Source organism: Candidatus Sphingomonas phytovorans, assembly GCA_029202385.1.
Classification (GTDB): Bacteria; Pseudomonadota; Alphaproteobacteria; order Sphingomonadales; family Sphingomonadaceae; genus Sphingomonas; species Sphingomonas phytovorans.
Genome location: CP119314.1, coordinates 113,699 through 125,723 on the forward strand (window position 1 = coordinate 113,699; position 12,025 = coordinate 125,723).

Annotated in this window: 10 protein-coding genes; 6 read left to right on the forward strand and 4 right to left on the reverse strand. The window is 64.5% G+C overall.

Going from position 1 to position 12,025, the window contains the following annotated elements; translation table 11 throughout:
* Positions 1-25 precede the first annotated feature (25 nt).
* The 3 genes from P0Y59_00470 to P0Y59_00480 form a co-directional block, all read right to left on the reverse strand.
* Positions 26-325, reverse strand: coding sequence for a proton-translocating transhydrogenase family protein (locus P0Y59_00470; GenBank protein WEK00209.1), 300 nt, complete (start codon positions 323-325; stop codon positions 26-28).
* 11 nt (positions 326-336) lie between these two features.
* Positions 337-1,464 carry an NAD(P) transhydrogenase subunit alpha gene (locus P0Y59_00475; protein WEK00210.1) on the reverse strand — a complete coding sequence of 376 codons (1,128 nt, stop codon included), beginning with the start codon at positions 1,462-1,464 and terminating at the stop codon, positions 337-339.
* A 624-nt stretch (positions 1,465-2,088) separates the two neighbouring features.
* Positions 2,089-3,135 (reverse strand): LysR family transcriptional regulator, encoded by a 1,047-nt coding sequence (locus P0Y59_00480; GenBank protein WEK00211.1) that lies wholly within the window; start codon positions 3,133-3,135, stop codon positions 2,089-2,091.
* A gap of 49 nt (positions 3,136-3,184) precedes the next feature.
* Here P0Y59_00480 and P0Y59_00485 point away from each other — a divergent pair, with 49 nt between their 5' ends.
* From P0Y59_00485 to P0Y59_00495, 3 genes are all read left to right on the forward strand, one after another.
* Positions 3,185-3,883: an alpha/beta hydrolase gene (locus P0Y59_00485; GenBank protein ID WEK00212.1), complete on the forward strand. Its 699-nt coding sequence runs from the start codon at positions 3,185-3,187 to the stop codon at positions 3,881-3,883.
* Between the two features lie 188 nt (positions 3,884-4,071).
* Complete coding sequence (locus tag P0Y59_00490) at positions 4,072-5,847, forward strand: oleate hydratase (protein ID WEK00213.1); 1,776 nt, start codon at positions 4,072-4,074, stop codon at positions 5,845-5,847.
* A gap of 199 nt (positions 5,848-6,046) precedes the next feature.
* Positions 6,047-6,784, forward strand: a complete 738-nt coding sequence (locus tag P0Y59_00495) for a 2OG-Fe dioxygenase family protein (protein ID WEK00214.1) — start codon at positions 6,047-6,049, stop codon at positions 6,782-6,784.
* A gap of 99 nt (positions 6,785-6,883) precedes the next feature.
* On the opposite strand, the gene P0Y59_00500 is transcribed toward P0Y59_00495, so the two are convergent.
* A complete protein-coding gene (locus P0Y59_00500; GenBank protein ID WEK00215.1) occupies positions 6,884-7,672 on the reverse strand; it encodes a helix-turn-helix transcriptional regulator in 789 nt (262 codons plus the stop codon).
* 84 nt (positions 7,673-7,756) lie between these two features.
* Here P0Y59_00500 and P0Y59_00505 point away from each other — a divergent pair, with 84 nt between their 5' ends.
* Genes P0Y59_00505 through P0Y59_00515 form a run of 3 tightly spaced genes read left to right on the forward strand, consistent with a single transcriptional unit; the run spans position 7,757 to position 11,947 of the window.
* Entirely contained in the window at positions 7,757-9,259 is a 1,503-nt protein-coding gene (locus P0Y59_00505; protein ID WEK00216.1) for a TolC family protein, read from the forward strand.
* A 52-nt stretch (positions 9,260-9,311) separates the two neighbouring features.
* Positions 9,312-10,367: an HlyD family secretion protein gene (locus P0Y59_00510; GenBank protein ID WEK00217.1), complete on the forward strand. Its 1,056-nt coding sequence runs from the start codon at positions 9,312-9,314 to the stop codon at positions 10,365-10,367.
* Positions 10,368-10,405: 38 nt separating this feature from the next.
* Complete coding sequence (locus P0Y59_00515; protein ID WEK00218.1) at positions 10,406-11,947, forward strand: DHA2 family efflux MFS transporter permease subunit; 1,542 nt, start codon at positions 10,406-10,408, stop codon at positions 11,945-11,947.
* Positions 11,948-12,025: the final 78 nt, after the last annotated feature.

The window sequence follows — 12,025 nt, forward strand, 5'->3', positions numbered from 1 at the left end:
AAACCCCCAAAAAGCCTCGCGCCGCTCACTTCGCGACGGGCTTTTCCTTCTTCTTGTACATGGCGAGCATGCGCTCGGTGACGGCGAACCCGCCGAAGATGTTCACGCTGGCCAGCACCACCGCGAGCAGCCCCAGCCATTTCGACGAGGCCGATCCGCCCGCCGCCGCCGAACTCGCGATCAGCGCGCCGACGATGATGACCGACGAAATCGCGTTAGTCACCGCCATCAGCGGCGTGTGCAGCGCGGGCGTGACCGACCAGACGACATAATAGCCCACGAAACAGGCCATGACGAAAATCGACAGGATCGAGATGAAGTCCATGTGCTGTCTTCTCAGCCCAGCAATCGCTGTTGCACGACCTTGCCATCCCTGGTCAGCCGCACCGCGTCGCCGATCTCTTGGTCGAGCACCGGGCCACCTGCGTCCTTGTCCCAGAAGGTCGACAGGAAATTATAGAGATTGCGCGCGAACAAGGCCGAGGCGTCGGAGGCCAAGCGGCTGGCGACGTTACGGTGGCCGACGATCTTGACGTTGTGGCGCTTGATCACCTCGCCGGCGACCGCGCCCTCGACATTGCCGCCGCTTTCAACCGCGAGATCGACGATCACGCTGCCCGGCTTCATCGTCGCGATCTGCGCGTCGCTGATCAGTCGGGGTGCGGGGCGCCCCGGGATCAGCGCCGTGGTGATGACGATGTCCTGCTTGGCGATGTGCGACGATACCAACTCGGCCTGCGCCTTCTGATATTCGGGCGACATCTCGGTCGCATAGCCGCCCGAGCCTTCGCCCTCGATGCCGACGACATTCTCGACGAAGATCGGCTTGGCGCCGAGCGACTGGATCTGCTCCTTCGTCGCCGAACGCACATCGGTTGCCGAGACCTGGGCGCCGAGCCGCCGCGCGGTGGCGATCGCTTGCAAGCCGGCGACACCAACGCCCATCACGAACGCTCTGGCGGCGCTTACCGTGCCCGCCGCGGTCATCATCATCGGGAAGGCCCGGCCATATTCGGCTGCGGCGTCCAGCACCGCCTTGTACCCGGCGAGGTTCGCCTGGCTGGATAGGATGTCCATCGACTGCGCGCGCGTGATGCGCGGCATGAATTCCATCGCCAGCGCCTCGATCCCGGCCGCGGCATAAGCATCGACGCGGGCGCGCTCACCGAATGGGTTGAGGCCCGCTACCAGCCAGACGCCCTTGGCGGCGTCCTTCAACTCGGCCGGATCTGGCCCCTGCACGCCGAGGACGATATCCGCGCTCTTCAGCGTCGCGGCGCGGTCGCCCAACGTCGCGCCGGCATTGGCGTAATCGGAATCGGGGAAGCTGGCGTCGTCGCCCGCACCTGCTTCGACCGCGATAGTGGCGCCCAGCGCGGCGAACTTCTTGACCGTTTCCGGTGTGGCGGAAACACGCCGCTCGCCGGCGGCGGTCTCCTTGAGCACAGCAATACGTAAAGTCATCGTTCAAAGAACCCTGAGCGAGTGCCGCGTGGGAAGCGCGGGCGCGTAGTTGATCGGTCGTCCGGGGGGATACCGAAGAGCGGCTAGGTTAGCGCAGCTATCGTATCAAACGCTTCCGGCACGCCCGTCGAGGCAAGCGGTTGGTAAGCGGGCAGAACAGCTGGTTGCGGGAAGGGCGTGCGGCTGGTGACGCCCTCCTTGTCGATTTGCATCGCGACGAATGCCCCGCTGGTACTGATGTTTCTACGATCCCGCACGATCGAGCCTTCCCCTATCAGGAGGGCGTATTGAGCGCTGACGCGCGGGAAGGCCAATACGCGTCGCTGGCCTATTCAGGCGCGTGGCTGATGGGTCCCGACGATATGACATCGGGCATTGGCGATCCTCACGTTCAAAAGGGTTCGCGTGTATGCACGTTGCCATCGTGGCTCGTTTCGCCGATCGGTTGGTGGTGTCGTAAGCGGATGTTATAAAGAGACTGTGATCGACGCTGAAGCATGATCGTTTTTTTGTCCTTGTCGGTGGTTACGCGGCAGTCACTGTCGGCGTTGGCGAAGGTGGATAATCCGACAAGCGATCGCTCCTCGATGTGAGTGAGCATCGAACCCTGCAAATGCGTTCGAGTTACTGAATCGAGCTCGGCCGCTTGTCGTTGAATATTTCGTAGATGAGCGAGCGCAGCCATTGGTGCCCGTCGTCGCGATGGCATCGTTCATGCCAGAATTGCGAGATATCGACGGTTGGTATGTCAACCGGGAAGGCCACGGCGCGAACATCCTCCGAATTGGCAAGGGCGCTCGCGACACGGCTTGGGACACTGGCGATCAGATCGCTCGATGCCACGATACGGCCGATGCCGAAGGAGTGTGCCAGCCGCAGCGCTACGTTACGGGTCTTTCCAGACTTGGTCGAAAGCGCTTCAAGTTCCGATTCGAAACGCGCGTGGCTGCCGACGGTGGGTGTATAGTCGATATGCTCCACGGCGAAAAATTGATCGATGGATAGCGTAGCGCCGATCACCGGATGGTCCGCCCGGACGAGCACCGCATAGGTTTCATCGAACAGCTTTTGTTGAACGAAGTCCCCGTGGAGCCCCGTGAAATTGCCGATGGCCAGGTCTATCTGGCCGAGTTTCATCATCTGCTGTGCCGTCTCGAGCGGTACGTAGTGCGTGGACAGATGGATGTGGGGGGCGACCGTCCTGAGCCTGGCGGCAAGCGGGGGTATGAAAACGGATTGCCCGATGTCGCTGACGTACAAGTGGAAGGTGCGCGTCGCGGTGGCGGGATCGAATGCCTCGCCAGCCTTCACCGCCAGGCGGATCGAGGCAAGGCCCTCGTCGAGAAATGCCGCAATGCTGTCCGCCCTCGGCGTCGGTTGCATACCGGTCGCGGTCTTTACGAACAGCACATCGTCAAACAGATCCCGCAGCCGTTTGAGCGCGTTGCTCACCGCGGGCTGGGTGAGATGCAATTGCTCGGCCGCTCGCGTCGTATTCCGGGTGCGATGAAGCACGTCGAACACGAGCAGGAGGTTGAGGTCGATATTTCGCAGGTCGGCATTGGCCTTCATGTCGTCATTCATACCGTGAATGAAGGTATGGGAAATCGAAATTTCCGCGAACCGGTGCGCAGCCGTATCTCGGTGAGGCAGCAACACACTGGCGGTCAATCAGGGCGCTGGCGGGAGTTGAAGAACGCTACCACGAAGGAGATTTCAGATGTCGAACAAAGCAATCAAGTCGGTCGTCCTGGTCCATGGCGGTTTCGTCGACGGCTCGGGCTGGGAAGGAACCTACCGTGCCCTGACCAGCAAGGGCTACAAGGTCAGCATCGTTCAGAACCCCACCATTTCCCTCGATGACGATGTCGCCGTGACGAAGCGGGTGATCGACGCCGCCGATGGCGACGTGATCCTGGTCGGCCATTCCTATGGCGGCGCGGTCATCACCGAGGCTGGCAATCATCCGAAGGTCGCCGGGCTGGTCTATGTCACCGCCTTTGCGCTCGACGCCGGCGAATCCGTCGGCAAGCTGATCGCCAACCCTGCGCCGGGCGCGCCCGTGCCGCCGATCCTGCCGCCGGTCGATGGCTTCCTCATGCTTGATCAGGACAAGTTCGCGGCCTCGTTCGCCGCCGACGTGGAACCGGAACAGGCGGATTTCATGGCGAAGTCGCAAGTGCCATGGGGCCTTGATGCCCTCAACGGCGAGGTGACCACGGCCGCCTGGAAGACCAAGCCCTCCTGGTATCTGGTCGCGACCGACGATCACATGATCCCCGTTCCCGCCCAGCGCATGATGGCGAACCGCGCCGGTGCGAAGACGATCGATCAGGCCGGCAGCCATGCGGTCTATGTCTCGCAGCCTGATGTCGTCGCTGACTTCATCGACAGCGCGGCGCGCGGCGTGACCGACTAAGCCCGACTATCCCGGCGAACCAGCCCTCCGGATGCGAAAGCGTCCGGAGGATTGGTGTGCCTGCCCGCGGGCTCGGTTGCGGAGAGTGGTTTCGCTGTCAGGCACTCGATCGATGGGCCGTTCCATCACGGATTCGTGCTAGAACCATCTTGCGTTGAACATGGTCGATCTTGCGAAGGGGTTTTGTCATGTACAGGTCCAGCGGCAATTTCGAGGCCTTTGCCCGGCCTCTCAAGCCGGAGGGTATCGACGGCCGCCGGGCCTTTTTCGTAGGGTCCGGTCTCGCATCGCTTGCGGGCGCGGCCTTCCTGGTCCGGGACGCGCAGATGCCGGGCAGCGCGATCACGATCTTCGAGGAACTTCCCCTGCCGGGCGGCAGCATGGACGGTATCCTCGACGAGCATAAAGGGTTCATCATCCGCGGCGGACGCGAGATGGAGGCGCATTTCGAAACCCTGTGGGATCTGTTCCGCTCGATCCCGTCGCTTCAGACACCTGACGCCTCGGTGCTTGATGAGATGTACTGGCTGCACAAGAGCGACCCGTCCACCAACCCGTGCCGCGCGATCCAGAAGCGCGGTGAACCGATCGACCAGCTGCCTGACCTGACTCTCACGCCCAAGGCGGTGGAGGAACTGATCGGGCTTGCCATGATGCGGGAGCAGGACCTCGACGACAAGCGCATCGACGAGGTCTTCACCGGCGAATTCTTCGCCTCCAACTTCTGGCTCTATTGGGCAACGATGTTCGCGTTCGAGCCCTGGGCGAGCGCGCTCGAGATGCGGCGCTACATCCTGCGCTTCGTCCATCACGTGTCGACACTTGCCGATCTCAGTTCGCTACGCTTCACCCATTACAACCAGTATGAATCGCTGATCCTGCCGCTGGTCGCGTATTTGAAGGACCATGGCGTGACCTTCCAGTATGGCACCCAGGTCGACGATATCCTGGTCACCAGCGCGGGTGGCGAAAAGGTCGCGACGGCGATCAACCTGACGGTCGATGGCGAGGCCGGAAAGATCAAGCTGGCGCCGGTCGACCTGGTGTTCGTCACCAACGGTTCGATCACCGAAAGCTCGACCTATGGCGACAATGATACGCCCGCGCCCGTCGTCACCGATCGCGGGGGCGCCTGGTCGCTGTGGAAGAAACTGGCCGCGCGGGATCCTGCATTTGGCCGTCCGGAGAAGTTCTGCGAAAACATTCCCGAGGCGAACTGGACGATCTCAGCGACGGTCACGCTGACCGACGATCGCATCGTCCCCTATATCGAACGGATTACCGGGCGTGATCCACGCTCGGGGCGGATCGTGACCGGCGGCCCGTGCAACATCAAGGATTCGAGCTGGCTCTACGGGTTCTCGATGAGCAGGCAGCCGCATTTCGCGGCGCAGGACCCGAAAAAGGATCTCGTCGTGTGGCTGTACGGCCTGTTTTCCGACAAGCCCGGCGACTACGTCAAAAAGCCGATCCGCCAATGCACCGGCGCGGAACTGTGCGCTGAATGGCTATACCATCTCGGCGTACCTGAGGAGCAGATCGATGATCTCTCGCGCAACGCGGCGCGAACGATCCCCTGCAACATGCCCTATATCACGTCCTATTTCATGCCGCGCGCCGTCGGCGACCGACCGCTGGTGGTGCCGGAGACGTCGAGAAACCTGGCCTTCATCGGGAACTTCGCCGAGACCGAGCGCGACACCGTGTTCACCACCGAATATTCGGTGCGCACGGCGATGGAGGCGGTCTACACGCTGGTGGGCGTCGATCGCGGTGTGCCGGAAGTGTTCGCCTCGTCATTCGATGTTCGCGTGCTGCTCGAAGCTCTTTATTACCTGAACGATCGCAAGCCTCTCGATGAGCTGAAGCTGCCGTTCGTCGCGCGCATGATCGAGAAGGTCGCGCTTGCGAAGGTCAAGGGTAGTTATGTCGAGGAGCTCCTCGAGAATGCGAAACTGATCTGAAAGGCTGAGGGCGACTGGAGAGCAGAAGCCAGAACGAGATTCTCCGGCTGGCCCCGGGGCCGCAACTTTCGAGCGCGGAGGCGGGAACTTGCGATGCCGCTGGCCATGATCTGGCCGCATGAACCCTTATATGGTGGGCATATTGCTTCGCTACCGGGGCAGTTGTTGACGTGGTGATTGCGCTGTGCCCCTACGGTCGGTGAACATTGGAAGCGAGGTCAACCCTCGCCTGGCCGAGGAGCTTGCTGCTCAGGGCTTCCTTCGTCCGGCGCCCGGCACGATCGACTGGTTACCGGCGCCTGCCCTGGATTCGAGCTGGAAGAGCTTCGCGGAATCGTGGGATCGGCTCGGGCTCGATCGATACATGGCCGATGGTGGCCGCTATCGCCGACGCCGTCACGCTGCATTGGCGATCACTCCGGACGCGATCAGGCGAAAGCCGCACCAGCCCCATTTCCAAAGCCGTGACTATAATCAGCTGAATGGAGATGTTCAGCGCTGGTTCGAGCCGATGGAGGACGCCATCGCCGACAGTCAGATGATGCGGCGCTTGCTCCGTGGCGCCACCCTTTGCTTCGAGGGAACTGGTGAAAGCTCCCTGGCCACTCAATGGCATGTCGAGCTGCATCAGTTCCGGATCGAGGCCACGGCGCAGAAGCCGGGTCGTCCGACCCCTGAGGGAATGCATCGCGACGGGGTCGATTGGGTGCTGGTGATGCTGATCGATCGAGTGAACGCCGGTGAAGGGGTGACCGAGATCCAGATTGCCGGTCGGCCGGAGATCGACCGCTTCACCCTGGCAGCACCGGGTGACGCCGTGCTTCTGGACGACCACCGCGTGTTGCATGGCGTCACTCCGATCCGGCCGATCGATAAGGACATGCCGGCGTATCGCGATGTCTTCGTCGCGACATGGAAGGTGGAAGGCTCCGGCTGAGCTCATTTTTGCTAATGAGCAAGTCGCAGGACCGGGTGGTTGAAGGGGGCGGTTCGGCCACGCCCCTGGACGAATCCGAACGGGGCCGACCGTGCGTCCTCAATCGGGCGGCCGCTGATCCCGATCGAAATATGCGGTTGGGGACACGCCCAGTGTCCTGCGGAACATCGCGGCGAAGGCGCTTGGGCTGTCATACCCATGCTCCATCGCGACCTCCAGCACCGACACCCCGGCGGCGAGCCGGGGCAGGCTCAGCAGCAGCCGCATCCGCCGCAACCATTCGCCGAAGCTCATGCCGAGTTCGCGATGGAACATCCGTGCCAGCGTCCGCCCGCTGACATGGATGTCCGCGCCGAGACGCTCCAATGTCGCGGGCGCGGCCGGATTGGCGATGAGCCCAGCACAGAGGCGCGCAAGGCGCGGGTCGCGTGGCATCGGAACATGCAGGTACAAGCGTGGAGCCGCCTCGATCTCGTCGAGGATCAACTCCATGATCCGGGCGTCGCGCCCGCCCGTCGCATAATCGAGCGGGATAGACGTTGCCGCGACGATTGCCTCGCGCAGGAACGGCGACACCTCCAACACCTCGCAACATTGCGGCAGGCAGGCGCGGGCGTCGTCGCGCACGAACACCGTCCGCATGCTGACGTGGCCAGCGATCCGGATCGCATGCTCCTCATGAGGTGGCATCCACACAGCGCGGCCGGCGGGCACCACCCAGCTTCCCGCACGGCTGGTCACGGTCATCACCCCAGACAGCGTGTGGATGAGCTGCGCGCGCGGATGACGATGCGGCGCGACATGATCGCCGTCGGGATGGTCGCTCGCCAGCGCCGAAACCGGGCGCGGCGCGCCTTCGCAATCTTCATAGGTGCGTAATCTGTCCATATCGCGACGATGATTGTCATTCCTGAGAGAGAAGGACAAGCGATCGCATCGTAATGCTCGCCGCTCCGTCAGCCAGGAAGCGCCGTGAGTCATCCGTTTCGCAATGTCTGTGCATCCCTTCTCGCCGCGTCCGGGCTCGCCGGATGCGCGACGGGGCCATCCCGGCCGCCGCGCCCTACGATAACCGCACCAGCGGTGCTGGCAGACGATGGCGCGACGAACCCCGACGCGCCGGCCTCGCAATGGTGGAAACTGTTCGACGAGCCATCGCTCGACGCACTGGTCGAGGAGGCGCTGGCCAATAATCGCGATTTGCGGGTCGCCGCGGCGCGCCTGCTGCAAGCTCGCGCAAGCCTGAGCGAAACACGCGGGGCGCGGATGCCGACGACCGGCGTATCGGCCGACGCCGGCGCGGGCAGCACGCTGGAGGATCAGATTGCCGCCGTGGCTGCGGGCGACGACCAGATCCGGTCGGGTTCGCGCTTTGGGCTGGGCATCGGCGTCGCATGGGAGGTCGACTTGTTCGGGCGGCTCCGCGCCGCGATCAGCGCGGCCAAAGCCGAGGCGCGGGCGGCGAGCGCGATGCAGGACGGTGTTCGGGTCGCGATCGCGGCGGGCGTGACCGAGGGCTGGGTGACGGCATGCGGCTTCGCCCATCAGGCCGATATCGCTCGCCGATCGCTCGCCGTGGCGCGGGAGGACCGCGAGCTTGCCGAGCGGATGCGCGCGGCGGGCATCGGCACGCCCGCCGACGTGCTGCAGGCGGAGGCGCTGGTCGCCCAGGCAGAGGCCGCGCTTCCTCCCCTGGAGGAAGCGCGTCACCGTGCGCTGACCGACCTCGCGGTTCTTACCGGCCATATCCCGACCGAGATGCCCGTCGCAGCGGCCGAATGCCGCGCGCCACCCAAGCTCGCGATCGCCATCCCGGTCGGCGACGGTGCCGCGCTCCTGCGTCGTCGCCCCGATCTGCGTGCCGCCGAACAGGCAGTGGCCGCCAGCACCGCGCGGATCGGCATCGCGGTCGGCGATCTTTATCCGCGCCTGTCGCTGGGCGGCACGGCGGCCTCATCTTCCCCATCGATCGACGGTCTCGGTGCGCGGCAGAATTTCGTATGGCGAGCCGGACCGCTGCTATCGTGGAGCTTTCCGAACCTCAGCGCAGCCCGCGCGCGGATCCATCGGGCGCGGGCGGGCGAAGCGGCGGCGCTGGCCGCTTTCGACTCGGCGATCCTGGGGGCGCTCAAGGAGGTGAACCAGGCTGCGGCAGGCTATGGGAGCCTTCTCAGCCGCAGCGAGCAGCTACGCGTCGCCGCCGATCGCATGTCGCGCGCCGCCGCGCTTGTCCGCGCCCGACGGAAGGCGGGAGATGCCACGGCATTCGAGGTGCTCGATGCCGATCGATCGGAAACGGCCGCGCAGTCCGCGCTCGCCGATGCCGATACCCGAGTCGCGGCCGCGCAGGTCGTGTTGTTCAAGACGCTGGGCGGCGGCTGGGAACAGGCCCCCGCCGTCACGCTGCCGCGTCCCCAAAGATCCAGCGCCGCCACGGCGGTGCCTTTTTCCGAGTATTCCCGTCATGACCGCTGACCTTGCTTCCGACACTCAGGCCCCAGGCACTGCTCGACCATCGCGACGTCCCATGCTGGTCGCGGCCGGCGCGCTGGCGCTGCTTGCCGTCACCGGGTTCGCGCTTCATTGGTGGAGCGTCGGCCGCTTCCTGATCGAGACCGACAATGCCTATGTGCGCGCTGACGTCGTCGCGATCGCGCCGCGCGTCGCGGGCAATATCGTCTCGGTTGCGGTCGCCGACAATCAGCGGGTGCGCGCGGGTGACATTCTCGCGCGGATCGATGATCGCGATTACCGCATCAGGGTTGCTGAAGCGGAAGGCGCCGCGGCGGCAGCGCGGGCGGATATATCCGCCGCGGCGGCGCGGATCGCCAATCTCGACGCGCGATCGACACAGCAGCGCAGCGCGATTGCACAGGATGTCGCGGCGGTCTCCGCGCGGGCGGCTGACGCTCACCTCGCCACGCTCGCCTATCGCCGCCAGTCCGATCTCGCCCGCCAACAGATCACGAGCACCCGGATGCTCGAAACCGCCGAGGCCGATGCCGGCCGTACGGGCGCTGGCCTGGCCGAAGCACGCGCAAAGCTCGCCACGTCGCGCGATGCCCTGCCGGTGCTGGCAACCGAACGGCACGCCGCCGCCGCTGATCTGGACAAGGCGAAAGCCGCGCTGCGCCGGTCGGAAGCAGTGCTCGATGCCGCTCGGCTCGATCTCGATCGCACTGTGATCCGCGCGCCGGTCGCCGGGCTGGTCGGGCAACGCGTCGTGCGCGCCGGCCAATATGCCGAGGTGGGAACGCCGTTGATGGCCCTGGTGCCGGGGACGGCCTTTGTCGTCGCCAACTACAAGGAAACCCAGGTCGCGCGAGTCCGCCCCGGCCAGCCGGTACGGATCATGATCGATGCGTTCGGCGGCGCTGCGCTCAACGGTCATGTCGACAGTTTCGCGCCCGCCTCCGGTGCGCAATTCGCGCTGTTGCCGCCTGACAACGCCACCGGCAATTTCACCAAGATCGTTCAGCGCATGCCTTTGCGCATCCGCATCGATGCGGGCCAGTCGCAAGCTGGCGGGTTGCGCCCCGGCATGTCGGTGGAGACCATCGTCGACACGCGCGGCAACCGCTAATGGCGACGCAGGCGCAAGCGGCCGCGAACCCCGATCATGTGTCGCTCCGCGCTTGGGTCGCGGTGCTGGGGGGCGTCGTCGGGTGCTTCATGGCGGGCATGAACGTCCACGTCACCAATGCCTCGCTGCCTGATGTCCGCGGATCGCTCGGCGCGTCGTTCGAGGAGGGATCATGGATCACAACCGCCTATCTGGTCGCGGAGATCATCATCATCCCGATGACCGGCTGGCTGGTGTCGGTCTTTTCGACGCGGCGCGTGCTGATGGTTGGGACCGGTGGCTTCGTCCTGTTCTCGATCGCCTGTTCGCTTGCCCCCGATATCAACACGATGATCGTCGCCCGCGCGCTGCAAGGGGCGTTCGGAGGCGTGCTGATTCCCTTGTCGTTCCAGATCATCGTCACCGAATTGCCGCCGTCCAGGCATCCGTTCGGGATGGCCTTGTTCGCGGTCGCCAACAATGTCGCGCAGGCGGCCGGCCCCTCGCTCGGCGGCTGGCTGACCGATGCCTATAGCTGGCGCTGGATATTCTATCTTCAGGTCCCGCCCGGCCTGCTGTTGCTCGCGGCGATCGGCTGGGCCACGCCGCGCAGCGCACTGTCGCTCGGGAAGCTGCGTAGTGGCGACTGGAGCGGGATCGTCGCCATGGCGGTTGGTCTCTCCGCCTTGCAGATCGTGCTGGAGGAGGGCGGGCGCAAGGACTGGTTCGCCTCCTCCTACATCGTCGGCATGACGGCGATCGCCACGCTGTTCCTTGTCGCCTTCGTCATCATTCAACTGCGCCGGCGGAACCCGCTGATCAACCTGCGTCTCCTCGGCCGCTACAATTTCGGGCTGGCCAGCCTGATGCAATTCACCTTCGGCGCGATCGTGTTCGGGGTGGTCTTTCTGGTGCCCAATTATTTCGCGGAGGCACATGGCTATAATGCGGCACAGATCGGCCTGACGATGATCCCCTATGGCCTGATCCAGCTCGTCATGTCCTTCGCCACACCCCGGCTGATGAAATGGACGAGCGTGCAGACGATCATCATCCTCGGCTTCGTCGTCATGGCGGCGGGGTGCCTGATGAACATCCATCTCGACGGGGATGCCGCGGCGAACGTGATCGTGCCGTCGCTGGTGGTGCGCGGCATCGGCCAGTCGTTCATCGTCGTCGCGCTGGGTGTGATGGCGGTCGACGGGCTGGAGAAGTCGGAGATCGGCTCGGCCTCGGGGTTGTTTTCCACCGTTCGCAATATCGGCGGCGCGATCGGCATCGCGGCGGCCGGCCAGTTCGTGGTCGAGCGCGAGAAGCTCCACGCAGCGCGGATCGGCGAAGCGGTCAGCCCTTATTCGCCCGAGTTCCACGAGCGCATGATCGGCATGGTGCGCGCCTTCGCGCACCAGCAGATTGACCGCGTATCAGCGTTTCACGGGCTCCAGGCGGCTGGATTGCGGCAACAGTCATTGGCGCTGATGAACCGGATCGTCCATCACGATGCGCTGCTGCTCGCCTATAGCGACGCTTTCCTGATTGCCGGTTCGGCCATGCTGGCGTGTGCTTGTGGCGGCGCCTTCCTCAAACGAAGACGAGGCTAGGAAGGTGGACACCTGGCCGTCGCGGCGTGTGAAACCGGGCCTGCCTTCAGCCCGTCATCAACGGGACGAATGTCAGTT

Excerpts from the sequence above, each read along its gene's own strand:
- P0Y59_00470 (WEK00209.1), bottom strand. The coding sequence starts at position 325 with ATGGACTTCATCTCGATCCTGTCGATTTTCGTCATGGCCTGTTTCGTG.
- P0Y59_00475 (WEK00210.1), bottom strand. The coding sequence starts at position 1,464 with ATGACTTTACGTATTGCTGTGCTCAAGGAGACCGCCGCCGGCGAGCGG.
- P0Y59_00485 (WEK00212.1), top strand. The coding sequence starts at position 3,185 with ATGTCGAACAAAGCAATCAAGTCGGTCGTCCTGGTCCATGGCGGTTTC.
- P0Y59_00490 (WEK00213.1), top strand. The coding sequence starts at position 4,072 with ATGTACAGGTCCAGCGGCAATTTCGAGGCCTTTGCCCGGCCTCTCAAG.
- P0Y59_00500 (WEK00215.1), bottom strand. The coding sequence starts at position 7,672 with ATGGACAGATTACGCACCTATGAAGATTGCGAAGGCGCGCCGCGCCCG.
- P0Y59_00510 (WEK00217.1), top strand. The coding sequence starts at position 9,312 with ATGCTGGTCGCGGCCGGCGCGCTGGCGCTGCTTGCCGTCACCGGGTTC.